17 protein-coding genes and 1 tRNA gene are annotated in these 23,959 nt (G+C 65.8%); 16 read left to right on the top strand and 2 right to left on the bottom strand.

Annotated features, from left to right (window positions below):
* Window positions 1-22: 22 nt before the first annotated feature.
* Window positions 23-1,057 carry a cysteine synthase A gene (locus K410_RS0120015; RefSeq protein WP_028136528.1) on the bottom strand — a complete coding sequence of 345 codons (1,035 nt, stop codon included), beginning with the start codon at window positions 1,055-1,057 and terminating at the stop codon, window positions 23-25.
* Between the two features lie 695 nt (window positions 1,058-1,752).
* On the opposite strand from K410_RS0120015, the gene K410_RS0120010 reads away from it, so the two are divergent.
* The 7 genes from K410_RS0120010 to K410_RS40430 all read left to right on the top strand — a co-directional run bounded on the left by K410_RS0120010 (window position 1,753) and on the right by K410_RS40430 (window position 12,249).
* Window positions 1,753-3,204, top strand: coding sequence for an efflux transporter outer membrane subunit (locus tag K410_RS0120010; protein ID WP_245269412.1), 1,452 nt, complete (start codon window positions 1,753-1,755; stop codon window positions 3,202-3,204).
* Window positions 3,194-4,612: an efflux RND transporter periplasmic adaptor subunit gene (locus K410_RS0120005; protein ID WP_028136526.1), complete on the top strand. Its 1,419-nt coding sequence runs from the start codon at window positions 3,194-3,196 to the stop codon at window positions 4,610-4,612. The genes K410_RS0120010 and K410_RS0120005 overlap by 11 nt, the downstream gene beginning before the upstream one ends.
* Window positions 4,613-4,649: 37 nt before the next feature.
* Entirely contained in the window at window positions 4,650-7,799 is a 3,150-nt protein-coding gene (locus tag K410_RS0120000) for an efflux RND transporter permease subunit (RefSeq protein ID WP_028136525.1), read from the top strand.
* Entirely contained in the window at window positions 7,799-10,903 is a 3,105-nt protein-coding gene (locus K410_RS0119995) for an efflux RND transporter permease subunit (RefSeq protein WP_028136524.1), read from the top strand. The genes K410_RS0120000 and K410_RS0119995 overlap by 1 nt, the downstream gene beginning before the upstream one ends.
* 37 nt (window positions 10,904-10,940) lie before the next feature.
* Window positions 10,941-11,672: a tRNA-uridine aminocarboxypropyltransferase gene (locus K410_RS0119990; RefSeq protein ID WP_028136523.1), complete on the top strand. Its 732-nt coding sequence runs from the start codon at window positions 10,941-10,943 to the stop codon at window positions 11,670-11,672.
* Between the two features lie 168 nt (window positions 11,673-11,840).
* A tRNA-Cys gene (locus K410_RS0119985) sits at window positions 11,841-11,914 on the top strand.
* Window positions 11,915-12,102: 188 nt separating this feature from the next.
* The gene (locus K410_RS40430; RefSeq protein WP_196236025.1) at window positions 12,103-12,249 is read left to right on the top strand and encodes a hypothetical protein; all 147 of its coding nucleotides are present in this window, start codon (window positions 12,103-12,105) and stop codon (window positions 12,247-12,249) included.
* An 84-nt stretch (window positions 12,250-12,333) separates the two neighbouring features.
* Here K410_RS40430 and K410_RS0119975 read toward each other — a convergent pair whose 3' ends face one another.
* The gene (locus K410_RS0119975; protein ID WP_028136522.1) at window positions 12,334-12,531 is read right to left on the bottom strand and encodes a hypothetical protein; all 198 of its coding nucleotides are present in this window, start codon (window positions 12,529-12,531) and stop codon (window positions 12,334-12,336) included.
* 260 nt (window positions 12,532-12,791) lie between these two features.
* Between K410_RS0119975 and K410_RS0119970 the strand changes: the two genes are divergently transcribed.
* From K410_RS0119970 to K410_RS0119930, 9 genes are all read left to right on the top strand, one after another.
* Complete coding sequence (locus K410_RS0119970) at window positions 12,792-13,052, top strand: hypothetical protein (protein WP_028136521.1); 261 nt, start codon at window positions 12,792-12,794, stop codon at window positions 13,050-13,052.
* 337 nt (window positions 13,053-13,389) lie between these two features.
* Complete coding sequence (locus tag K410_RS0119965; protein ID WP_028136520.1) at window positions 13,390-14,310, top strand: ABC transporter substrate-binding protein; 921 nt, start codon at window positions 13,390-13,392, stop codon at window positions 14,308-14,310.
* Complete coding sequence (locus K410_RS0119960) at window positions 14,310-15,932, top strand: amino acid ABC transporter permease/ATP-binding protein (RefSeq protein ID WP_028136519.1); 1,623 nt, start codon at window positions 14,310-14,312, stop codon at window positions 15,930-15,932. Before K410_RS0119965 ends, K410_RS0119960 begins: the two co-directional genes overlap by 1 nt.
* A gap of 47 nt (window positions 15,933-15,979) precedes the next feature.
* Complete coding sequence (locus K410_RS0119955; protein WP_028136518.1) at window positions 15,980-17,221, top strand: acetamidase/formamidase family protein; 1,242 nt, start codon at window positions 15,980-15,982, stop codon at window positions 17,219-17,221.
* A gap of 134 nt (window positions 17,222-17,355) precedes the next feature.
* The gene (locus tag K410_RS0119950) at window positions 17,356-19,686 is read left to right on the top strand and encodes an acetamidase/formamidase family protein (protein ID WP_028136517.1); all 2,331 of its coding nucleotides are present in this window, start codon (window positions 17,356-17,358) and stop codon (window positions 19,684-19,686) included.
* 14 nt (window positions 19,687-19,700) lie between these two features.
* A complete protein-coding gene (locus K410_RS0119945; RefSeq protein ID WP_028136516.1) occupies window positions 19,701-20,084 on the top strand; it encodes a RidA family protein in 384 nt (127 codons plus the stop codon).
* Window positions 20,085-20,284: 200 nt separating this feature from the next.
* Window positions 20,285-21,448, top strand: coding sequence for a PspA/IM30 family protein (locus tag K410_RS0119940; protein ID WP_028136515.1), 1,164 nt, complete (start codon window positions 20,285-20,287; stop codon window positions 21,446-21,448).
* Window positions 21,449-21,458: 10 nt separating this feature from the next.
* Window positions 21,459-22,121, top strand: a complete 663-nt coding sequence (locus tag K410_RS0119935; protein ID WP_028136514.1) for an OB-fold-containig protein — start codon at window positions 21,459-21,461, stop codon at window positions 22,119-22,121.
* Window positions 22,122-22,140: 19 nt separating this feature from the next.
* Window positions 22,141-23,841 (top strand): flotillin family protein, encoded by a 1,701-nt coding sequence (locus K410_RS0119930; RefSeq protein ID WP_028136513.1) that lies wholly within the window; start codon window positions 22,141-22,143, stop codon window positions 23,839-23,841.
* The last annotated feature ends 118 nt before the right edge of the window (window positions 23,842-23,959 follow it).

Below are 23,959 nucleotides of genomic sequence, written 5' to 3'. Positions count from 1 at the left end.
GGCTCAAGGGGGCGCGCAACGATCACACGAACGGCGGCTTGATGTTGCTGCGCTTCTCCAGCCACTCGGGCACGGGCAGGTTCTTGGCGCGCATGAAATCGGCGTTGAACAGTTTCGACTGATACCGGCTGCCGGAATCGCACAGCACGGTCACGACCGTCTTGCCGGGCCCGAGCTGCTTTGCGAGCCGCATCGCCCCGACGACGTTGATGCCGGTCGAGCCGCCGAGGCACAGACCTTCGTGCTGAAGCAATTCGTAGATCGCCGTGACGGCTTCAGCGTCGGGAACGAGATAGGCATCATCCACCTTCGCGGTCTCGACGATCGCGGTCGCCCGGTTGAGGCCGATGCCTTCGGTGATTGAGCCGCCCGGCGTCGCCTTGGCTTCGCCGGTCCTGAAATATTCATACATGCCGGCGCCGTGCGGATCGGCGCAAGCGACGCGGATGGTTTTACTCTTCTCTTTCAGATAACGGCTGACGCCGGCCAGCGTGCCGCCGCTGCCGACCGAGCAGACGAAGCCGTCGACCTTGCCGCCGGTCTGCTCCCAGATCTCGGGGCCGGTGGATTCATAATGCGCCTTGGCGTTGTCGAGGTTATTCCACTGGTCTGCGAACAGCACGCCGTTCGGCTCGGTCTTGCGCAACTCATCCGCGAGCCGCCGGCCGACGTGTTGATAATTGTTGGGGTTGGCATAGGGCAGGGCCGGCACCTCGATCAGCTCGGCGCCGCACAGCTTCAGGAAATCCTTCTTTTCCTGGCTCTGCGTTTCCGGGATCACGATCAGGGTGCGATAGCCGCGCGCGCTGGCGACGACGGCAAGCCCGATGCCGGTATTGCCGGCGGTCGCTTCCACCACGAGACCACCGGGCTTGAGCTCGCCGCGCTTCTCGGCCTCCAGGATCATCCATTTGCCGGCGCGGTCCTTGACCGACTGGCCGGGATTCATGAATTCGGCCTTGCCCAGAATGGTGCAGCCGGTCAGTTCCGAGGCACGCTTCAGCTTGATCAGCGGGGTGTTGCCGATGGCTTCGACAACGTCGTTTCGAATGCTCATGTCAGGAAAATCGCCACCAAGAGGGGTTGATCTGGTTGGCCAGAACCTAGTGCTTGAGGGGCCAAAGGGGAAGGCTTTTGCGTTGCGGCGAAACCCGTCGAAACGCCTGTGCCGACAGCAATATTCTCGCGCGGCAATGCGCGCGGCCGCGAGGCGGGATATCAGGAGGAGGAAATGTCCGAACATCGCCGGAGGACGGAAGATGACCATCGTCCGTCGTCGATCCGCGAACGCTTCTTTCCAACGGCCGGACGGTCCGGCATTGAGCGCCGTTGACGGCTTTGTGAGATGGCGCCGACGAGAGAACGGCTTGATGCGGGCCCCAGAAGGCTCTTGCGGCTGGGTGGAGCGATGCGAACGCAGGTGTGGCAGCAATATCACATGAAATCTTGGTAAGCTTGATCGCGCCTGCCGGTGTTTTCAGAACAAGAGAAGTCACTGCCAAACAGGCTCCTTTGGCATTTTCATCGAGTCGTTTTGGGCGCGTCGGCAGGACCGTCCCGCGACTGCGGCCCTGTCCCCAAGTTCAGCGGCCGGCTAGTATCGCCTCGAGGTTCCGCAGAAAGCATCACCGCTGTGAACGAGTTGTCCAAGGCCCCGCGATCGTCCCGCCGCGAATCGGTTAATCCGGTTGCGCGGCGGCTTGATCTGCCCGGCGGGGGGTGGATGTGACACAGGGTGTTCCGGGGATCGCCGTGCGGCGATCCGAAGGTTCCGCGGCCCGGACGCTGCGCGCGGCGCGCTGGCTTGCGGTGGTGTGCCTCGCCGCCACCTCGGGCGCGTGCGTGCTGACCCAGGATCTTCCTGATCCCGCCCTCGACGTTCCCACGCAGTACAAATATGCCGGCAAGGGCGATGCGCCGCCGTCATTGGCTTGGTGGCGCGGCTTCCGCTCTGCGGAGCTGACGCAGCTGATGGAAGAGGCGCAGACCGTCAATCTCGACATCGCCGCCGCCGTTTCCCGCATCGTCCAGGCCGACGCCCAGGCACGGCAGGCGGGCGCGGCGCTGCTGCCGAGCTTATCGACCGGCGGATCGGAAACCTATTCGCGCACCTCGGGCGCAAGCTCCTCGGGCCTGTCCATCGGCGGCCGCGAAGTCGTGAACTATTCGGCTTCGCTCAGCGCCAGCTATCAGCTCGACTTCTGGGGCCAGAACCGCGCGGCGCTGCAGACCGCGGAGGAAACCGCCAACGCCAACCGCTTCGATCGCGACACCGTCGCGCTGACGACGCTCGCTGCCGTCGCCAACGCCTATTTCCAGGTGCTGGCCTCGCAAGACCGCATCCGGACCTCCCAGCGCAACATCGCGAGCGCGCAGCGCATCCTTGATGCGGTCAGAGAGCGGCGCAGGGCCGGCACCGGTACGGATCTCGATGTCGCCCAGCAGGAGAGCGTGCTCGCCAACCAGAAGGCCCTGGTGCCGCCGCTGCGCCAGACGCTGGACCAGAACGTCAACGCGCTCGCCGTGCTGGTCTCGCGCCCGCCCGAGAGCGTGCGCGTGCATGGCGGCTCGCTGGACCGGATCGCGATCCCGCGCGTGACGCCCGGACTGCCGTCGGAGCTTCTGACACAGCGGCCTGACATCCGCCGCCAGGAGGCGCAGCTTGCCTCCGCGACCGCCAACATCGGCAATGCCCGTGCCCAGTTCTTTCCGACCATCCAGCTCACCGGCAATGGCGGCTATCAGAGCGCGGCTTTGGTCTCGCTGTTCCAGCCGCATGCGGCGTTCTTCCAGCTCGTCGGCAGCGCCACGCAGCCGATCTTCGACGGCGGCAGGATTCTCGGCAATTTCGAGCTCGCCAAGGCGCGGCAGGACGAGCTGCTGCAGACCTACCGCAAGACCATCGTGCAGGCGTTTGCCGACGTGGACAACGCGCTGTTCTCGATCAAGCAGACCACGATCCGGCTGCAATTGCAGCGCGATGTCGTTGCCGCCTCGCGCCGTGCCTTCGATCTGTCGGAGCAGCAATTGCGCGCCGGTACCGCCGACATCGTGACCGTGCTCAACACCCAACTGACCCTGTTCCAGGCGGAAGACGCGCTGTGGCAGGCCCAACTCGCGCGGCTCCTCGCCATCGTCAGCCTGTACCAGGCGCTCGGCGGCGGCTGGGAGCCGAGGATGGAGAAACCGGTCAATGCTCTTTAAGCCGGACGGCAAGCCAGGCGTAGAGGAGGGGACGGCGCGGAAGTCGCGCAGCCGCGGCTTCGTCGTGACCCTGATCACGCTGGCGATCCTCGGAGGGCTCGGTTATCTCGGCTGGACCGCCACGCATCAGCAGCAAGCCACCAACCGCAACAACCAGCGCCCGGATCTGCCGGTGCCCGTGCTGGCGGCGACTCCGCGCATCCAGGACGTTCCGGTCTATCTCGACGGCGTCGGCGCGATCCGCGCGCTCAACACCGTGACCGTGCGCTCGCAGGTCGACGGCAAGCTGATCGCGGTGAACTTCACCGAAGGCCAGGACGTCAAGAAGGGCGACGTGCTCGGCGAGATCGATCCGGCGATCTACCAGGCGCAGTACGACCAGGCCGTTGCCAAGAAGGCGCAGGATGAGGCCCAGCTCGCCAACCAGCGCATCGACCTGACCCGATACGAGCAGCTCGCCGCCTCCAATGCCGGCTCCAAGCAGCAGGCCGACACCCAGCGCGCGCTGGTCGCGCAGACCGAGGCGCTGGTCAAGGCCGACCAGGCCGCGATCGACAATGCGGCGGCAACGCTCAGCTACACCAAGATCGTGGCCCCGATCTCGGGCCGTGCCGGCCTGCGCCAGGTCGACCAGGGCAACATCATCCATGCCTCCGACACCACGGGTCTCGTGGTGATCGCGCAATTGCAGCCGATCGCGGTGTGGTTCAGCCTGCCGCAGCAACAGATCATGCGCGTCAATGCGGCCGCCGCGAAAGGCACGCTCACGGTCGACGTGTTCGGCAATGACGGCATCACCGTGATCGACACCGGCAAGCTGACCGGCATCGACAATCAGGTCGACCAGACCACCGGCACGCTCAAGCTCAAGGCGGAGTTTCCCAACGCCAATTACCAGCTTTGGCCGGGCCAGTTCGTCAATGTCCGCCTCAAGGTCGAGACCTTGACGCAGGCACTGGTGGTGCCGACATCGGCCGTGCAGCGCGGCCCGATCGGGACGTTCAGCTATGTCATCGGCGAGGACAATGTGGCCTCGGCCAAGCCCGTGACGGTGACGCAGCAGAACGAGCACGATGCCGTTATCGCCAGCGGCCTCTCGCCGAACGACCGGGTCGTGACTACGGGCTTTGCCAATCTGTCCGACGGCTCCAAGGTGATCGTCGGCCGCGACGACCAGACCCCGTCGGCCGATCTCGCCCCACGCAAGCGCTCGCGCGGGCCTGACGGCCAGAAGAAGGATGGCGCCAAGGACGGTCAGAAGGACCTGCAAGGCAAGGACGGCGAGTTCCGGGCCAAGCGCAAGAGCAGCGAAGGCGATCAGAAGGGACAGACCGGGCCGGCACCTGGACCTGCACCTGGACCCGCACCTGGGCCGGGGGCAGCGGGAAGTGGAGCCAAGCAGCCATGATCCCGACAACAGCCGCCTGACGCGGCAGGCAGATCCCATGGGTGTCTCCGAACCTTTCATCCGCCGGCCGATCGCGACGTCGCTGCTCGGCATCGCACTCATGATCGGAGGACTGCTGGGCTATTTCGCGCTGCCGGTCTCGGCGCTGCCGCAGGTCGATTTCCCGACCGTGCAGGTGACGACGCAGCTGCCGGGCGCGAGCCCGGACGTGATCGCCTCGCTGATCACCGCGCCGCTGGAGCGGCAGCTCGGCCAGATCCCGTCGCTGTCGGCGATGAACTCGACGAGCTCGTTCGGCGTCAGCCAGATCTCGCTGCAGTTCGATCTCAACCGCGACATCGATGGCGCGACCCAGGACGTGCAGGCTGCCATCAACGCCGCGGCGGGCGTGCTGCCGAAGACCCTGCCTTATCCGCCGACCTACGCCAAGGTGAACCCGGCGGACGCACCCGTCATGACGCTGGCGCTGCGCTCGGACACGATCTCGCTGCGGGCGATGAGCGACATCGCCGACACCATTCTGGCTCAGCGACTGAGCCAGATTTCCGGCGTCGGACGAGTCTCGGTGCTCGGCGGGCTGAAACCGGCCGTGCGCATCCAGGCCGATCTGGCGCGGCTCGCCGCCTACGGCATCGCCATGGAGGATCTGCGCACCGCGATCGCCAGTGCCAATGTCTCGGGGCCGAAAGGCTCGCTCGACGGCGCGCAGCAATCCTACATCATCGCGGCCAACGACCAGATCGCCGCGGCTGACGCCTACAAGCCCGTGATCATCGCCTATCGCAACGGCTCGCCGGTCACCATCGCCGACGTCGCGCAGATCGTCGACGGCCTCGAGAACGACCGCACCGGCGGCTGGTACCAGGGCACGCCCGCCGTCATCATCGACATCCAGCGCCAGCCCGGCGCCAACGTGATCGACGTCGTCAGCCAGATCCGCGCCGAAATCCCCAAGGTGCAGCGTGCGATTCCGGCCGGCGTGAACCTCACCATCGTGTCCGATCGCACCGTCACCATCCGCGCCTCGGTGCGCGACGTTCAGTTCACGCTGGTCCTTGCCGTCGTGCTGGTGACCCTGGTGGTGCTGCTGTTCCTGCGTTCGCTGCGCGCAACGTTGATCGCAGGCGTCGCGCTGCCGCTGTCGCTGATCACGAGCTTCGGCATCATGTATTTCGCCGGGTTCAGCCTCGACAATCTGTCGCTGATGGCGCTCACGATCGGTACCGGCTTCGTCGTCGACGACGCCATCGTCATGATCGAGAACATCGTGCGTCACATGGAGAACGGCGACGGCGCGATGGAGGCTTCGCTGAAGGGTGCCAGCGAGATCGGCTTCACCGTGATTTCGCTGACGGTGTCGCTGATCGCGGTGTTCATCCCGCTGCTGTTCATGTCGGGCCTCGTCGGACGCATGTTCCGCGAATTCGCGCTGACCTTGACGATCGCGGTGGTGACCTCGGCCGTGGTCTCGCTGACGCTGACGCCGATGATGTGCTCGCGCCTGCTCAAGCACACCCATGAGGAGCTGGCGGTGCCGGGATTGGCCGCGATCAGCCGCTTCATCGACCGCACCGTCGAATTCTACCATTGGACGCTGCTTTGGGTGCTGGAACGCCAGCGCGCCACGCTGATCGTGACCTTCGCCACGCTGATCGCGACCCTGGTCCTCTATGTCGTCGCGCCGAAGGGCTTCCTGCCGCTGCAGGACACCGCCGCGATCACGGCGGTGACGGAGGCCGGACCCGACGTGTCGTTCGCGGAGATGCAGAAGCGGCAGGCCGAGGCGGCCGACGCCATCAGGGCGGATCCCGACGTGGTCGGCGTGGTCTCGGTGATCGGGGCGGGCTCGGTCAACCCGACTACTAATGTCGGCCGGCTCGTCATGAGCCTGAGGCCGCGCGGCGAGCGGCGTGACGATGTCGCGGCCGTCATCACCCGGCTGAAGCAGCGGGTTTCAGGTATCCCCGGCATGACCGTGTACTTCCAGCCGGTGCAGGACGTGCAGATCTCGACCCAGTCGAGCCGCTCGCAATACCAGTACACGCTGACCGGCACCGATGCGGCGCTGGTGTCGGAATGGGCGCGCAAGCTGGTGACGGAGATGCGGCGCGATCCCTTGTTCCGCGACGTTTCTTCCGAGGCGCAGGAGGGCGGCCTGCGGGCGCAGCTCGACGTCGATCGCACCCGTGCCGGCCAGCTCGGCGTCAGCCTCCAGGCCATCACCGACACGCTGAACGACGCTTTCGCGCAGCGGCAGATCTCGACCATTTACGGTCAGGCCAACCAATACCGGGTGGTGCTGGAGGCGCTGCCGATGTACCAGCGCGATCCCTCGATCCTGTCGAAGCTCTATCTGCCCGGCGCCGCGAGCGCCACCGCCGGCGCGCCGAGCGCGCAGGTGCCGCTGTCGGCCGTGGCGACGCTGAAGCGCACGACCGCGCCGCTCGCGATCTCGCACCAGGCCCAGTTCCCGTCGGTGTCGCTCAGCTTCAACCTCGCGCCGGGCGCAGCTCTCGGCGACGCGGTCGAGGCTGTGAAGACGATCGAGACGCGAATCGGCATGCCCAACAGCATCGTCGGCGTCTATGCCGGCGATGCCGCCGAATTCGCCAAGGCGCTCGCCGGCCAGCCCTGGCTGCTGCTCGCCGCCGTGATCACGATCTACATCGTGCTGGGAGTGCTCTACGAGAGCTACATCCACCCGATCACGATCCTGTCGACGCTGCCCTCGGCCGGCGTCGGCGCGATTCTGGCGCTGGTGCTGTGCGGGCAGGACCTGTCGGTGATCGGCCTGATCGGCATCATTCTCCTGATGGGCATCGTCAAGAAGAACGCGATTATGATGATCGACTTCGCGCTCGATGCCGAGCGCGTGCAGGGCATGTCGCCGAACGAGGCGATCGTGCAGGCCTGCCTGTTGCGCTTCCGCCCGATCATGATGACGACGCTGGCGGCGCTGTTCGGCGCGCTGCCGCTGGCGATCGAGAGCGGCACCGGCGCCGAGCTGCGTTTCCCGCTCGGCATCTCCATCATCGGTGGCCTGCTGCTGAGCCAGTTGCTGACGCTTTACACGACGCCTGTGATCTACCTCGCGCTCGACCGCATCAACCGCCGCCTCGAGCAGGCGCTGCCGCCGGCCGAATCCGGCGGCCCGCCGGTCGCGGGGGCGACCGAGGGGATGCAGTGATGGCATCGATCTCGGAGCCCTTCATCCGCCGCCCGGTCGGGACCACGCTGCTGTCGATCGGGCTGTTCCTGCTGGGTGTGGTCGCCTACCATTTCCTTCCCGTCGCCTCGGTTCCGAACGTCGACTTCCCCGCCATCTTCGTCTCGGCCAGCCGGCCGGGAGCCGACCCGTCCGTGATGGCGGCGACGGTGGCTTCTCCGTTGGAGCGGCGGCTCGGTGAGATCGCCGGCATCAACCAGATCACCTCGACCTCGACGCTCGGCACGACCACCATCCAGCTCCAGTTCGACATCGGCCGCAGCATCGACAAGGCCGCCCGCGACGTGCAGGCGGCGATCAACGCCTCGATGGTCGACCTGCCGACCGACCTGCCGACGCTGCCGCGCTTCCGCAAGGCCAACACGGCGGGCGCGCCCGTCTTCGTGCTGGCGCTGACCTCGAAGACGCTGTCCCCCAGCGCAATTTACGACGTCGCCGACACGGTTCTGGCGCAGCGCATCTCGCAGGTCCCGGGCGTCGGCGATGTCAGCGTGTCCGGCGCCGACCAGCCAGCCGTGCGGGTCCAGCTCAACCCCGTCGCGCTGTCGAACGCCGGTATCGCCACCGACGACGTGCGCACCGCGATCGTCAACGCCAACCCACTCGGTCCCGTCGGCATCTTCAACGGCGAACGCCAGAGCGAGACGCTGGCGCTCAACCGGCAGATGCGAACCGCCAAGGAATTCCGCGACATCGTCATCAAGAGCGCCAACGGCAACTTCGTGCGGCTCTCCGACGTCGCCGACATCGAGGATTCCGTCCGCAACGCCCGCTCCATCGCCTGGTTCAACAAGCAGCCGGCGGTGCTGATCCAGATCACCAAGCAGGGCGATGCCAACGTCATCGATACCGTCGACCGGGTAAAGGCGCTGGTCCCGCAGCTGAAGCAATGGATTCCGGCCGGTGTCGAGATTTCGACCCTGGTCGATCGCACCGGCACCATCCGCGCCAGCGTGCTCGACATGCAATGGACATTGCTGGCCACCGCGATCCTGGTGATGGTCGTGGTGTTCGTGTTCCTGCGGCGGCTGACGCCGACGATCGCCGCCGGCATCTCGGTGCCGCTGGCGCTGGCCGGCACCTGCGCCGGCATGTGGATCGCGGGCTTCTCGATCGACAATCTGTCGCTGATGGCGCTCGCGATCTCCGTCGGCTTCGTGGTCGATGACGCCATCGTCATGATCGAGAACATGTATCGCAATCTCGAGCACGGCATGACCCCGTTCCGGGCGGCGCAGGAGGGCGCGAGGCAGATCGGCTTCACGGTGGTCTCGATCAGCCTGTCGCTGATCGCAGCGTTCACGCCGCTGATCTTCATGGACGGCATCGTCGGCCGCCTCTTGCGCGAATTCTCGCTGACGCTGACCTTCGCCATCCTGGTTTCGACGCTGGTCTCGCTCACGGTGACGCCGATGATCTGCGCCCATTACATCCGGCAGACCCCGTCGGGCACCGCGACCCTGTTCGACCGCATCATCGAGGGCTCGCTGTCGCGCATCGTCGCCTTCTACGCCCGGACCCTGCGCACCGTGCTGGACTACCCGCTGGCAACGCTGCTGGTGTTCTTCGCCACCATCGGTCTCACCGTGACGCTCTACATCAAGGTGCCCAAGGGCTATTTCCCGACCGACGATTCCGGCTTCGTCATCGGGGCGACGCGCGCCTCCGCCGACATCTCGTTTCAGTCGATGCTCGGTCTCCAGCAGCGGCTCGCCGACATCGTGATGAAGGATCCGGCCGTGGCCGGCGTCGGCTCGACGGTCGGTGCCGGAGGCGGGCCCGGGGGAGCGACCTCGAACCGTGGCATCATGTACATCAGCCTGAAGCCGCCGGAGGAGCGCGGCCATGTCTCGACGGAGGCCGTGATCGACCGCCTGAGACGCGCGCTGTACCCGGTGCCCGGCATCCGCCTCTTCATGTTCGCCGCGCAGGATGTCCGTGCCGGCGGGCGGCGGAGCGATTCCGACTACCAGTACACGCTGACCAGCACCGACCTCGGTCTGCTGCAGAAGTGGGCGCCGATCGTGGCCAAGCGTATGGAGAGCGTCGAGGGCATCACCGACATCTCCAGCGACCGCGACCCCGGCGGCCTTCAGCTCACGCTCGCGATCGATCGCCAGAAGGCCTCGGCGCTCGGAGTCCGGGTTCAGGACATCGACAACGCGCTGAACAACGCCTTCTCGCAGCGGCAGATCTCGATCATCTACACCCAGCGCAACCAGTACATGACCGTGCTGGAGATCGATCCGAAATTCCAGGTCGATCCTTCCAACCTCGATCGCATCTACGTCGCCGGCGCGGGCGACGCGCAGGTGCCGCTGTCGGCCGTGGTGCACGCCACGCGTAGCCTCGCCGCGCTCGCGGTCTATCACTCGCAGTCGTTCCCCTCGACCACGGTGTCGTTCAACCTGCTACCGGACGTGCAGCTCCAGACGGCGACACAGAGCATCCAGCGCGCGGTGGAAGAGCTGCACATGCCCGAAGGCATCCGCGGCAGCTTCGACGGCAACGCCGGCGACTTCGCCAAGACCAGCGGCCGCCAGCCGCTTCTGATCCTCGGCGCGTTGGTGGCGATGTACATCGTGCTCGGGGTGCTCTACGAGAGCCTCGCCCATCCGCTCACGATCATCTCGACGCTGCCCTCGGCCGGGCTCGGCGCGCTGCTCGCCTTGCAGCTCACCAACACGCCGCTCACGGTGATCGCCTTTGTCGGCATCATCCTCCTGATCGGCATCGTCAAGAAGAACGGCATCATGATGGTGGATTTCGCGCTCGACGCCGAACGGCAGCGCGGCCTGTCGTCGGCGGAGGCGATCTTCGAGGCCTGCCAGGCGCGCTTCCGCCCGATCGTGATGACGACCATGGCGGCGCTGTTTGCCGGCATCCCGCTCGTGGTGGCGACCGGCCCCGGCACGGAGCTGCGCCGTCCGCTCGGCATCACCATTATCGGCGGCCTGTTCGTCTCGCAGATCCTGACGCTTTATACGACGCCCGTGATTTACCTGCTGATCGACCGCCTGCGGCGGCGGTCCGCACCGCGCCCGCTGCCTGCGCCCGCGGAATAGGTTGTTGAAGCCCCGCATGGAGCGTATAGCGGCGCCCATGTCGAACCCACCAGATACGGCCATCGCCGAGCCGATCCCCGAATGCCCGCATTGCCAGAAGCCGATGCCGCTGTGCATCTGCGACAGCGTCACGCCGATTGAAAACCGGCTGGCGCTGCTGATCCTGCAACATCCGCAGGAGCAGGACAGGGCGCTCGGCACCGCGCGCCTGCTTGCGCGGCATTTCGCCGACGCGACGTTGCGGGTCGGCCTGTCCTGGCCGAGCCTGTCCAAGGCGCTGGGTCGGCCGGTCGAGAACGCGGCGCGTTGGGCCGTGCTTTATCTCGGCTCGGCACGCGCCGCCGATCTCGAGGCGGAAGGCGAGATCGTCGCGCTCGACCGCAAGGGGGGGATCGCGGAGAACCAGCGCGCGATCCTCGGCAAGCTCGAGGGAATCGTGTTGCTCGACGGCACCTGGAGCCAGGCCAAGGCGCTGTGGTGGCGCAATCCCTGGATGCTCAAGTGCCAGCGCGTGATCCTCAACCCAGCCCATCCCTCGCGCTATGGACGTCTGCGCAAGGAGCCGCGCAAGGACGGGCTGTCGACCATCGAGGCCGCGGCAACGATTCTCGCGGGTCTCGAGCGACGTCCCGATATCGCCGAGACGCTGAACGCCAGTTTCGAACGGCTGCTAACGCGTTACCGCGAGGTTCAGGCCGAGATGCCGGAATTGGCACCCAAGCCTGCGCCGAAGGGGCGGCGCGACTTCCGGCGACGCAAACGCGGCTGACTTCGGCCCACTTCATCTCAACGGTTTGATTGCAGCGCCAAGCGTGCGCGTCGAGGTTGGCCTCGGCATCTGCGCCGGCGACCCGCCATCAAGCTCCTGTACGTGAGGGAAACTGGGACGAAGCGGTTGCCTAATCCCTTCATCCCCTATATTGCTCCGCCCTTACGGGGCCACGTGGCGGAGTGGTTACGCAACGGTCTGCAAAACCGTGTACACCAGTTCAATTCTGGTCGTGGCCTCCATCACAACTCACTGATTTATCTGGTATAATTAGAACCTGGGCGCGGGTTCCGCCGCGCGCCGTCGGCGGGAGGCGGCCGTGATCACCGGGTTTGCCCGGGGCCCGCTGGAAACTCTCGATTCAGGGCCCTGGCATAGAGTTCGCATCTGCGAAGTGATGCATCTCGCTACCCGAGCACTGGAGCCCACAATGGGCGACATCGTCCGATTTGTCCCGAAATCCGAGCTGGAGCGGGCCCGCCTCATCCGCGAGGCCCGCGCGATCTATGACAGCATCTTTCCGTCGGCCACGCCTGACCGGGCGCCGCAGGATGGCGAGGATCGCGTCAAGACCTGATCGTTGCCGGCTCGGATTTCCGGCGCCAACACCATGGCAAAACGTCCGCGAGGCGGGCGGTCCAATTCACGCTGAACGCGGCTCTCAGCAGGCCGCGTACCAGTCCTCGGGGAACGGCAGGAGCGGCCAGGCGCCCTCATTGTCATTGGCGGCTTTGGGTGTCGCGTCGAAGCTCCACGAGCGCGGCACGAATTCCTCCTCCGGCGCGAGAGCGAAATCTTCAATGACCATGGCGTCCCGGACAGCATCCAGCAGCAAGTTGAATTCGGCTTCGCTTCTCATCGCACCCTCGCAGAACGCGGATGGCGCAATGTCGCAAAGCCGGTTTGTCACCCGATTGAGCCGATCGTTCGCATTTTAACGATCCGGCGATCGAGGTTCGATTGGTTAGCGATTTCTAAAAGTCCCGGCGGAAATCTACGTTCCGCTCCGGTGCGCGCAGTGTGAAGGAAATCACATCCTGCGCGATTTTTTTCTCCTACCCCTTCGCAGGGTACCGGCCAGGAAAGGCCGGGAGGCGGCAGGGCGACAGGAGACTGATCATGAAGGCGAGGTTCTTGCAGTTTGCGGGTGTGAAGAGCCGGGCGTGCGGCGCGTCCACGGTCGGGCTGTTCCTGACGCTGTTCGCCTCCGCTGCCCAAGCGCAAGGGACGGCGGAGCAGCGCCGGGCCTGCACCCCCGATGTCTACCGGCTCTGCGCCGGCGAAATTCCCAATGTCCGCGCCATCACGGCCTGCCTGCGCCGTAACCGCTCCAGCCTGAGCGAGGCTTGCCGCAGCGTGTTCGACCAGGCCGGCGGGTGAGCCTGCCTGTGGATTGTTGCGCAGCAAGTGGCTACGCGGACGCCCCAATTCCCAACAGCCGCCCTGTGGATATGCTGCGGATAGGTTGTTGAAGGGGCGGTGAGTTGCGGCATCGCCGCTGCACCGAGCAAGACCTATCGCCGCTCGCGAATTTGGAAGCTCGAGCCGGGGGCGCCCTGGCATGCGACCAGTTTTTGTGCAGCGCCTTGCCCAAACCGCGGGCCTCCTCGATCCAATTTTTTGTACGCCCGCGGACAAGCTTTTCGAGCGGGATCCCACCTAGCATCGCCGTCGACTGGAACATGGCAGGCGCCATGACAACGCGAAGGAGCTGGAGATGGAGAGACGGGTTTTGCCGCAGGCGCGGCGGGGATTGACGCGCGCATCATTGCCACCGCGCAAGCTCATGCTCGGCGCCGCCATCGCTTTCGGCCTCGTCGTCGCCGCGCCGCTGAGCGCGCAGGCCGCAGCGCCCGCCGCCTGCGCCGCGCTCCAGGAAAAATATCCGGACTGGAAGGGCAAGACGCTGGTCAATGCCATCAATCCGCATACGCCGGGCTATGAGACCATCGATCCCAAGGATCCCAGCAAGTATATCGGCTTCGACATCGATCTCGGCGAAGCCATCGGCCAATGCCTCGGTTTCAAGCTGACCTACAAGGCGGTGACGTTCGCGGCGCTCCTGACCACGCTCGCCGCGGGACAAGCCGACATCGTGATCTCCGACATCTACGCCACCAAGGAGCGCGCCAAGGCCGCTGACTTCATCACCTACTCGAAGGTGTTCGACGGTGTCCTCGTCGCCAAGGGCAATCCGAAGGGCATCAACGGCATCAACTTGTCGCTGTGCGGCGCCGCTGCGGCCGAAAACACCGGCTATGTCGAGGTGCCCTTGATCCAGGCGCTGATCCCGGAATGCAAGAAGGCCGGCAAGCCCGAGCCGACCATCCAGCTCTACGACAACAACGCCAACTGCATCCAGGCGATCCTCGCCGGCCGCGCCGACACCTACATCAACGACGTCAACACCGTCGACAGCGCCGTCAAGGCCTATCCGGACAAGCTGGAGAAGGCGATCGCGGTGACGATCCCGTATTCGGTCGGCATCGCCGTGCCCAAGAACAAGCCGAAATTCCGCGACGCCGTGCTCGCCGCGTTGATCGAGGTGCAGAAGGCCGGAACCCACATGGAGCTTCTGAAGAAGCACGGGCTCGATGTGAACAACTTCATGGAGCCGGAAATTCTCACGGCCGACTGATGTCGCTGTTCCTCCACTACCTGAGCATGCCATATCTGCTCGCGGGCATCGAGGTCACCCTCGAGGTGACTGCCCTCGGGCTCGGCGGTGGATTGATCCTCGGATTGATCCTCGCCGGCATGCAGCTCTCCCGCTTCTGGCTACTGGCGGCGATCGCCAGGGCCTACACCGTGATCTTCCGCGGCACCCCGCTGATCCTGCAGATGGTGTTCGCCTACGACGCGCTGCCGCATATCGGCATCAAGCTGCCGGCGGTGCTGGCCGCCGGACTCGCACTGGCCTGCAACGAAGCGCCGTTCATCGCCGAGATGCTGCGCGCCGGCGTGCTCGGCGTCGACCGCGGACAACTGACGGCCGGCCAGGCGCTGGGCATGACGCCGTCTGTGCTGATGCGCAGGATCATCGCGCCGCAGGCGATCCGCACCATGATCCCGGCCTTCGGCAACGAAGCGGTGAGCGCGCTGAAGAATTCCTCGCTCGCCTCGGTGATCGCGGTGCAGGAGCTGACCTTGCGCTCGACCCAGCTTGCGTCCTCGACCTTCGATTTCTTCTCGATCTTCTTCGCCTCGGGCCTGCTCTATCTCGTGCTGACCGCCAGCATCAGCGCGATCCAGCTCTTCGTCGAATGGCTGCTGGACCTCGACCGCACCACCCGCCGAGAGCGCAGGCTCGCCGATTATCTGCCCTGGCGCCGCGTCGATCTGGCTGCCAAGCTCGAACTGGCCGATGCGACCGCCGCCGATCCCGAGCCCGCGCCGGCGGAGCTCGCGGTCACGCCGCCGCTGGCCCTGACCCGCGAGGAGCGGGCCCGCCGCGCCGCGACGATCGCGCGTAATAATATCGCGGTCGAAGTGAAGGACCTGACCAAGAGCTACGGGCCACAGACGGTGCTCGGGGGTCTCGACCTCACGGTGCGCATCGGCGAAGTGGTCGCGCTGCTCGGCCCGAGCGGCTCCGGCAAGAGCACGCTGCTTCGCTGTATCAACCACCTCGAAAACTGGGATGCCGGCACCGTGCGCGTCGGCGGCCGGCGCCTCGGCTTCGGCGAGAACGGCAGGCCGTTGTCGCCGCGGGCGATCGCCAATGAGCGCGCCAGCGTCGGCGTCGGCATGGTGTTCCAGCAGTTCAATCTGTTCGCGCATCTTTCGGCCAAGGAGAACATCGCCGGTCCCCTGCGCTGGGTTCACGGCATGACCCGCATCGACGCCGACCGCCGCGCCGCCGAACTGCTCGACCGCGTCGGGCTCTCGCATCGCGCCCACGCGCTGCCGCGGCATCTGTCCGGCGGCCAGCAGCAGCGCGTCGCCATCGCCCGCGCGCTGGCGCCGAACCCGAGCGTGCTGCTGCTGGACGAGCCGACCTCGGCGCTCGATCCGGAGCTGGTCAACGAGGTGCTGGAGGTGATCCGTCGCCTCGCCATCGACGACGGCCTCACCATGATCATCTCGACGCACCAGATCCGCTTCGCTGACGAGGTCGCCGATCGCGTCGCCTTCCTGAACGGCGGCGCGATCATCGAGGAGGGGCCTGCGCACGATGTGCTCTCCAATCCCCGCAATCCGCTGACGGCAAGATTCCTCAGCGTGATGGAAGCCGACAAGACCCCGGAGACGGTGCGATGACCATCGTCACGACGTTCCAAGACCGCGTTCCCTGAAGAGGCCACCTCATGAAGCATGTCACGTTGCCGGTTTCGCCGAAGACCGTCCACTGGGGCTATTTTTCCAAGACAGTGGCGCCGGCCCTGACGCTGCGCTCCGGAGATCGCGCCACGATCGAGACGCTGACCCACCACGCCAATGACGATTACGAGCGAATGATCCAGGGTGATCCGGGCGCCGAAAGCGTGTTCCAGTGGACGCGCGAGCACAAGGCCGTCGCGCGCCGCGGCTCAGGTCCGACGGAAGGCCCGTTCATCCGCGGTGCAGGCGAGGGCATCGGTGTGCATCTGCTCACCGGTCCGGTCGCGATCGAAGGTGCCGAGCCCGGCGACATTCTGGAAGTACGCATCCTCGATGTCCGGCCGCGGCCGAGCTGCAGCGCCTGCCATGCCGGCCGCTGCTTCGGCTCCAACGTCGCTGCGAACTGGGGCTTTCACTATCACGACCTGATCGAGGAGCCGAAGCCGCGCGAGGTCATCACCATCTTCGAACTCGACACGGCCGGCGAGCCCTACGCGAAGGCGCTCTACAACTATGTCTGGACGCCGCAGACCGATCCTGATGGCATCGTGCATTCGACCATCGACTATCCCGGCGTCCGCGTCGATCACGCCACCATCAGGAAGCGCGAGAACGTCCTGTCCAGCGTGAAGGTGCCGGCGCGGCTGCATTTCGGCACGATGGGTCTCGCCCCGTCGGAAGCCGATTTCGTCAGCTCGATTCCGCCCGGCTATACCGGCGGCAACATCGACGACTGGCGCATCGGCAAGGGCGCGCGGATGTTCTATCCGGTCGCCGTCCCCGGCGCCTATTTCTCGGTCGGCGATCCTCACGCCGCGCAAGGTGACAGCGAGCTCGGCGGCACCGCGATCGAGACCTCGCTGACCGGCGATTTCGAGTTCATCCTGCACAAGAAGGCCGATCTTGCCGGCACCAGCCTCGAAGGCCTCGACCACCCCATGCTCGAGACCGACCAGGCCTGGTCCTTCTACGGCTTCACCTATCCAAACTATCTCGCCACGCTCGGCGCGGATGCACAAACCGAGATTGCCAATCACTCCAGCCTCGACCATGCGATGCGCGACGCGTTCCGAAAACTCCGCCGTTTCCTGATGACGGTGCACCGTCTCAGCGAGGACGAGGCGATCTCGCTGCTGTCGGTCGCGGCGGATTTCGGCGTGACCCAGGTGGTCGACGCCAATTGGGGCGTCCATGGCACGATCCGCAAGAACGTCTTCCGATGCGACTAATACATTGAGACCAAGTCTGTTTTTGGGATGAGCACGTGACAGGCAGAGACCATTTGCGGCCTGTCGCGGCGACGGACGACCGCGTGCGTCTGGCACAGAGGTTGCTTCGATCGACGGCAACCTGGGTCGATCCGATGAGCTTCCGTCCGTTCACGAGCGAGTCCTACGCGCAAGACGACCGTCCGGAAGCCTGGCGGGACGTGCTGGCTGCAGTCGGCCTGCAGCCTTCGGCTGGCCACAGCAGCTTCGACGGACACGCAAGTGCATCGCACCGGCACGCTGCCGGCGTCGCGCTGACACGCATGGCCGCGGGCACGCAGAGCGTCGGGCCGCTGTCGCGCGCGAACGAGGACCTTCCCATCGCACTCATGCCGGTGGAGGACGGCATGGTGCTGGAATGCGCCGGCGGCCACCGCATCGTCCCCGTCGGGCACCTTGTACTGCTGCCGCGAAGCGGCGACTGGCGGATTGTGTTCCAGCGCGACATGCGGGCGATCGTGCTCTCGGTGACGTCGGAGGCTTTGCATGGGCGCCTGTCGGGCAGGCCCCGGTTCGGCGAGCCCCGGGTCGTTCCGCCGAGCGGCTTCGCCGACTTGTTCTCGCGCATGCTGGATGCCACCGCGCGCACGCTCGACACGTTGAGCGACACCGAATGGAATCTGGTCGCGCGTTCGTTGGTGGACCTGCTGCTGACGCTCGCGCATCAGCAGGCATCTTCGGCCGCGGATGCGGGATCGAGCGCGACGCAATCCGCGCTTCTGCACAGGATCTGCCAGACGATCGAGCATCGCCTCGACGATCCCGATCTCGGGCCCGCGCGCGTCGCCGAGGCCGAGGGGATATCCGAGCGCTATTTGCAGAAGCTGTTCGAGACGGTCGGGGACAATTTCACCCATTACGTTCGCGAACGCAGGCTGCAGCGCGCCTGGGCCGACCTGTCCAATCCGGCCGAGGCGCACCGTTCGATCTCGGAAATCGCCTATGCCTATGGCTTCGGCGATTCCGCGCATTTCAGCCGAGCCTTCCGCCATCGCTTCGGCCTGCCGCCGCGCGAGTTTCGCCAGCAGGAGGCGGAGCGCGCGACGGCGCATCACGGCGTTCCAGGCCAGCGCGGCTGGCCCCAGGAGGCGCTGGCACAGCTTCGCGCGCATCAGAGCGTTGAGGCGCGCGGCAGCGTGGCCTGCGCCGGTGCCGAGAAACGGGCTGCATCGGAGCGCAGGCATCACCATCTTCCCGTCGAAGCCAGCCGCGTCCATTGGGGCTATTTCAGCCGCTCGCTGCCGCCGCAGATCGAGATCGCCTCGGGCGACACCATCACCATCGAGACGCTGACGCAGCATGCCTCCGACGCCCCTGATATGATGATCGCCGGCGATGCCGCCGCCGAAAGCGTGTTCGGCTGGACGCGGCAGCGGAAGAACGTCGACCGCCGCGGGGCAGGGCCGATGGACGCCAGTGTGTTCGGCCGTGGTGCAGGCGAGGGATTTGGCGTGCACATCTGCACCGGTCCGGTGGCTGTGAAGGACGCTCAACCCGGCGACGTGCTCGAGGTGCGCATCCTCGACATCGTGCCGCGGGCGAGCCGTCATCCCGATCATGCGGGCCGCGTGTTCGGTTCCTCGGTCGCGGCGTGGTGGGGTTATCATTACAACGAGTTTCTCGGCGGTCTTAAGCCACGCGAAGCCGTCACCATCTACGAGATATTCGACAACGCCGACGAGGCCCACGCCCGCGCCCTTTATTCCTACCGATGGGAGCCGCAGACCGATCCTTTCGGCGTCGTTCACACGACCTACGACTATCCCGGCGTTCCCGTCGCATCCGCCACGATCAAGCGTCGCCATGCCGTGCTCGATGGCATCAAGATTCCCCTGCGTCCCCATTTCGGCGTGATCGCGGTGGCACCGCGCGAGGTCGATTTCGTCGATTCCGTGCCGCCGTCCTATTTCGGCGGCAACCTGGACAATTGGCGGTTGGGGAAGGGGGCAACCGTCTATCTGCCGGTTTCCGTGCCCGGCGCGCTTCTGTCGGTCGGCGATCCCCACGCCGCCCAGGGCGATGGCGAGCTCAGCGGCACGGCGATCGAATGCTCGATGACCGGCACCTTCGAGGTGATCCTGCACAAGAAGGCGGATCTTGCCGGCCGGCCTTTCGCCGATCTCTCTTATCCCCTGATCGAGACCGCCACCGATTGGGTGCTGACCGGCTTCAGTCATCCGAATTATCTCGCGGAGTTCGGCGCCCAGGGACAAAGCGAGGTCTACGCCAAGTCTTCGCTCGATCTCGCCATGAAGGATGCGTTCCGCAAGATGCGGCGCTTCCTGATGAACGTCAAAGGCCTCAGCGAGGACGAGGCCATCGCGCTGATGTCGGCCGCCGTCGATTTCGGCGTCACTCAGGTCGTCGACGGCAATTGGGGCGTGCACGCCATCCTCAGCAAGCGCCTGTTTCAGGACGTACCCTAGCAAGGACACTCGAGTTGAAATTCCACATGATCAGCGGCGGACCGAAGCCGGTCGCGCCTTTCAGCCATGCGGTGGAAACCGATGGCTTCGTCTTCGTCACGGGCCAGATGCCGGACACGCCGCAGACGCCGGGCGTGCTGCCCGAGGGCATCGTCGCGCAGACGCGTGCGGTGATGGCGAATTTGAGGATCGTCTTGGCCGGTCTCGATCTCGGCCTCGAGCATGTCGTGATGACGCGAGTTTATCTCACGCGCTTCAGGGAGGACTACACGGCCATGAACGAGACCTACCGTACGTTCTTTCCGCCGGACCGGCTCCCCGCGCGCACCTGTGTCGGGGTCACCGGGCTCGCCTATGACGCGTTGATCGAGATCGATCTGGTGTGCCGTCGGCCGTGACGGTCGGCAGGGTGGGCTGCGAGCGTGCTCATTTGTCTCAAATTGCAATCTGTGCGGGTAGAAGATCTTGATCGGTTGTGAGTAGAGGTATCGGGGGCTTGAACGTGGGCGGCGACGGGCGCGACTAACCGGCAGAGTGCCGAGGGATCAGAGGAATGTGAACAGCCCGCCTCTTCCTAAAGTACTAAAATGGTGCTTTAGTGCTTTTCATGAGCCAGTCCTCTCGAAACGCGCCGTCCGCGCTGCGTTACAGGCTCGCCCCTGACCCGGCTGCCAAGGCCGCACTGGAGGCGACGTTCCAGGCCTATGACCGCATGATGGAAATCCTGGAGGAGGTCGCGCGGAGCCACAACGTCGGTTCCAACGTCGTGCTGCTGCATGCCCACGCCTATGACCCGATCCGCAAGGCAACCGCATTGCCGTCGCGTCTCGTGACGCTCGGCCTGCGCGACCGCAGCGACTATCGCGCGGCGCAGGGCCGCCGCCTGCCGCTCGACGACAAGCTCGCCAAGATCAAAGGCCCGGCCACCATCTCGATTGCGACCGTGCAAGGCCGCTTCAGCGTGCCGTTCGACTATGCCGGCTATGCCGAGGGCTGGGGGCAAAGCGTGCCCGCGTGCCTGGTTCGCACCGAGGACGGTTTCGAAGTCCACTACGGCGTCACGCCGAACATTCTGCCAGAGGAGGAGAACGCTATGGATAACATCGCTGCCGCTCCCGACAATTTCCTGTCCCGGGTCGGGCGCCTGATCGCCGGGATCGCTTACGACGCGATCGAGCAGGCGGAAGGCAAGAACAAGCTTGGAGTGGTCGGACAGGCCATCCGCGAGATCGAGCGCGCCGAGACCGAAGCGCGCGACGCGCTCGCTGCCGCGCGCGCCGAGGAATACCGCCTCAACGCGCGCCGGGCCGAAATCGAGCGCGAGATGGCCAATCTCGCCCCCAAGATCGAAACTGCGATCGCCGATGGCCGCGACGACCTCGCGCGCGCCGGCATCGCGCGGCAGATGGATCTGGAGGCCCAGTTCGACGTGCTCTCCCGAGCCATCGACGAGAACAACGATAAGATCGAGCAATCTGTCACCTCGCTGCGTGCGGTGCTGTCGGCACTCCAGGACGCCGAGCAGCGCCGCGCCGAGCTCGAAAAGAGCGAGGCGGCCGCAAGTCAGCAGGGCTCGACGTCGTCCCGCAAGCAGGGCGGCACTTCAGCCGCAGCCAAGGCCTTGCGTGCGGGCAGGGCGGTGGCCCGCGCCACCGGCGTGCCCCAGGCCATTCCGTATTCGAGCGACATCGACGAACTCAGCACGCTCCATCGCGACAAGGAAATTGCGGCGAGGCTGGCGCGTCTCAAGTCACGCACCTGAGCGCCGTGTCATGAGCGCTCTGCTCGAACACGTCATGTCGCCGGAGGTGAGGCCGTTCGCGATTGCGGCGGCCATGATCGTCATCGTCGGCTCGATCGAGGTGGTCTCGATGCTGGTCGGGGCCTCCCTGAGCGAGATGCTCGGCACCCACTTCGATTTCGGTCATCCCAGCGACAACGGCGTGATCAACGCCATCTCCTGGATCAACGTCGGCGGCGTGCCGCTCCTCATCTTCCTGTTGCTCCTGCTCGGCGCCTTCTCCATCACCGGCTTCCTGATCCAGGACGTCGCGCGGATGGTGGCCGGTCCCTTGCCGGCGACGGTCGCCTCGGTCGCGGCGGTCGTGGTCTCGGTTCCACTGGTCCGTGCCGCCAGCCGTGCCATCGCGCGGGTCATTCCCAGAGATGAAAGCTACGCCGTCGGCCTCGGCGACCTCGTCGGACGCATCGGTGAGGTCGTCATCGGCCCGCTGGACCAGGGACCGCCCGGCCGCGTCAGCGTCACTGATGTCCATGGCAACCGCCATTTCGTCTCGGCGGTCGCGGCGCCGTCATCGGCACCTTTGCCGCAGGGAACCGTGGTCCTGCTCGTTGATCGGGCCGGCACGCGCTTCGTGGCGGTCAAGGCCGACGATGAACTCAAACCTTCCAAGCCCAGTCTAAGCAGCAGCTAGGTCATTATCGGAGAAAGTTATGTTCGACATCGCAGTCCCGGCCATGATCGGCGTCGCGCTGATCGTCGTCCTGGGTATCGTCTTCACCATCCTCTACAAGCGCGCCACCCGCGACGAAGCCTTCGTGCGCACCGGCCTTGGCGGCAAGAAAGTCGTGCTCGACGGCGGCGCCATGATCCTGCCGATCTTCCACTCCTATGCCAGCGTCAACCTGAAGACGCTGCGGCTCACCGTGGAACGCAAGGAACGGGAATCGCTGATCACGAAGGACCGCCTGCGCGTCGACATCGTCGCGGAGTTCTACGTCCGCGTCCGCCCGGACGAAGAGAGCATCGCGCTGGCAAGCCAGACGCTGGGCGCGCTGACCAACGACGCCGAGGCGCTGCGCAACCAGGTCGAGGCGAAATTCGTCGACGGCCTGCGCTCGGTGGCCGCGACCATGACCATCCTGGAGCTTCAGGAGAAGCGCTCGGACTTCGTCAAGCACGTGCAGTCCACCGTCGAATCCGACGTGAAATCGAACGGCCTCGAGCTTGAATCGGTATCGCTGACCAAGCTGGACCAGACCGACGTCAAGTTCTTCAATCCCGAGAACTTCTTCGACGCCGAAGGCCTCACCCAGCTCAAGACCGTCACGGAAACCCGCCGCCGCGACCGCAACGCCATCGTGCGGGACAACGAGGTGGCGATCGCGCAAAAGGACCTCGAGGCGCGGCAGCAGACCCTCGGCATCGAGCGGACCAAGAAGGAGGCCGAGCTTTCGCAGGAGCGCGACATCGCCAACAAGACCGCGAGCACCCGCGCCGAGGTCGCAACCGCAACCCAGACCGCGCGCCTGACCGAGGAGAACGCCCGTATCGATACCGACAGGGCGGTCGCCGAGAAGGAGGCCGGTGCCAAGCAGGTCAAGGAAACCGCGGTGATCGAATCGGATCTGGCGATCAACAAGCGCAGGACCGACGCCCAGCGCGAGATCCAGATCGCCACGCAGGAGAACGAGATCCAGATCGCCGCCAAGAGCAAGGAGACCTCGGAAGCCGTCGCCGAAGCCAAGACCGCCGAAGCGCTCGCCGTCTCCGCGGAGGAGAAGGTCGTGACGGCGCGTGCGGTCGAGGTGGCTGATCGCGCCCGTCTCACCCAGGTGCTGGCTGCGCGGACCGAGGCCGAACGCAAGTCGACCGAGCTGATCGTCGCGGCCGAGGCGGAGAAGAAGGCCTCGCTCGATCGCGCCGAGGCCGTGAAGACGCTGGCCACCGCCGAAGCCGAGTCCAACAAGATCAAGGCCGTCGGCGTCCGCGACATCGGTGAGGCCGAGGCCGCCGTCATCACCATGAAGAACGAGGCGCAGAACAAGCTCGGCAGCAACATCATCGATTTCGAGATCGCCAAGAGGCGGATCGAGACGATGCCGTCGGCGCTGGCCGAGATGGTCAAGCCGATCGCCAACCTCAAGGACGTCCGCATCCTGCACACCGGCGGCGCGTTCGGCGGCAACGGCGCCGGCGCAGGCAATGTCGGCTTCGGCGAAGGTCTCGCCGGCGAGCTGCTCAAGGTGCACGCGCTGCGTCCGATGATCGACGAGATCCTGCGGCAGGGCGGCTTTGCGCCCGGCGACGATCCCGTGCAGGCGCTGGTCGGCGCCGTGACCGGGAAGAGCAACGGCGCAGCCGTGCCGGTCGCTGCGCCGACACCGGCGAAGACAAACTCCGCCGATCTATGAATGCCCGTTCATTGCTGCTGAGAATTCGAAACGATAGAAACAGTCCCGCGCGTCTCGCGTCGCGCAACGTTCCGGAGTGCGGATCGACGGCGTGTTGAGCCTTTCGATCGCGCTCCGG

This window comes from Bradyrhizobium sp. 22 (assembly GCF_000482425.1).
Lineage (GTDB): Bacteria > Pseudomonadota > Alphaproteobacteria > Rhizobiales > Xanthobacteraceae > Bradyrhizobium > Bradyrhizobium japonicum_B.
The sequence above is the reverse complement of the archived record's forward strand: the minus strand, read 5'-3'. Positions and strand labels throughout refer to the sequence as shown.

Coding starts and splice junctions, on each gene's coding strand:
- K410_RS0120015 (WP_028136528.1), bottom strand. CDS start 1,057: ATGAGCATTCGAAACGACGTTGTCGAAGCCATCGGCAACACCCCGCTG.
- K410_RS0120005 (WP_028136526.1), top strand. CDS start 3,194: ATGCTCTTTAAGCCGGACGGCAAGCCAGGCGTAGAGGAGGGGACGGCG.
- K410_RS0120000 (WP_028136525.1), top strand. CDS start 4,650: ATGGGTGTCTCCGAACCTTTCATCCGCCGGCCGATCGCGACGTCGCTG.
- K410_RS0119995 (WP_028136524.1), top strand. CDS start 7,799: ATGGCATCGATCTCGGAGCCCTTCATCCGCCGCCCGGTCGGGACCACG.
- K410_RS0119990 (WP_028136523.1), top strand. CDS start 10,941: ATGTCGAACCCACCAGATACGGCCATCGCCGAGCCGATCCCCGAATGC.
- K410_RS40430 (WP_196236025.1), top strand. CDS start 12,103: ATGGGCGACATCGTCCGATTTGTCCCGAAATCCGAGCTGGAGCGGGCC.
- K410_RS0119975 (WP_028136522.1), bottom strand. CDS start 12,531: ATGAGAAGCGAAGCCGAATTCAACTTGCTGCTGGATGCTGTCCGGGAC.
- K410_RS0119970 (WP_028136521.1), top strand. CDS start 12,792: ATGAAGGCGAGGTTCTTGCAGTTTGCGGGTGTGAAGAGCCGGGCGTGC.
- K410_RS0119965 (WP_028136520.1), top strand. CDS start 13,390: ATGGAGAGACGGGTTTTGCCGCAGGCGCGGCGGGGATTGACGCGCGCA.
- K410_RS0119960 (WP_028136519.1), top strand. CDS start 14,310: ATGTCGCTGTTCCTCCACTACCTGAGCATGCCATATCTGCTCGCGGGC.
- K410_RS0119955 (WP_028136518.1), top strand. CDS start 15,980: ATGAAGCATGTCACGTTGCCGGTTTCGCCGAAGACCGTCCACTGGGGC.
- K410_RS0119950 (WP_028136517.1), top strand. CDS start 17,356: ATGAGCTTCCGTCCGTTCACGAGCGAGTCCTACGCGCAAGACGACCGT.
- K410_RS0119935 (WP_028136514.1), top strand. CDS start 21,459: ATGAGCGCTCTGCTCGAACACGTCATGTCGCCGGAGGTGAGGCCGTTC.
- K410_RS0119930 (WP_028136513.1), top strand. CDS start 22,141: ATGTTCGACATCGCAGTCCCGGCCATGATCGGCGTCGCGCTGATCGTC.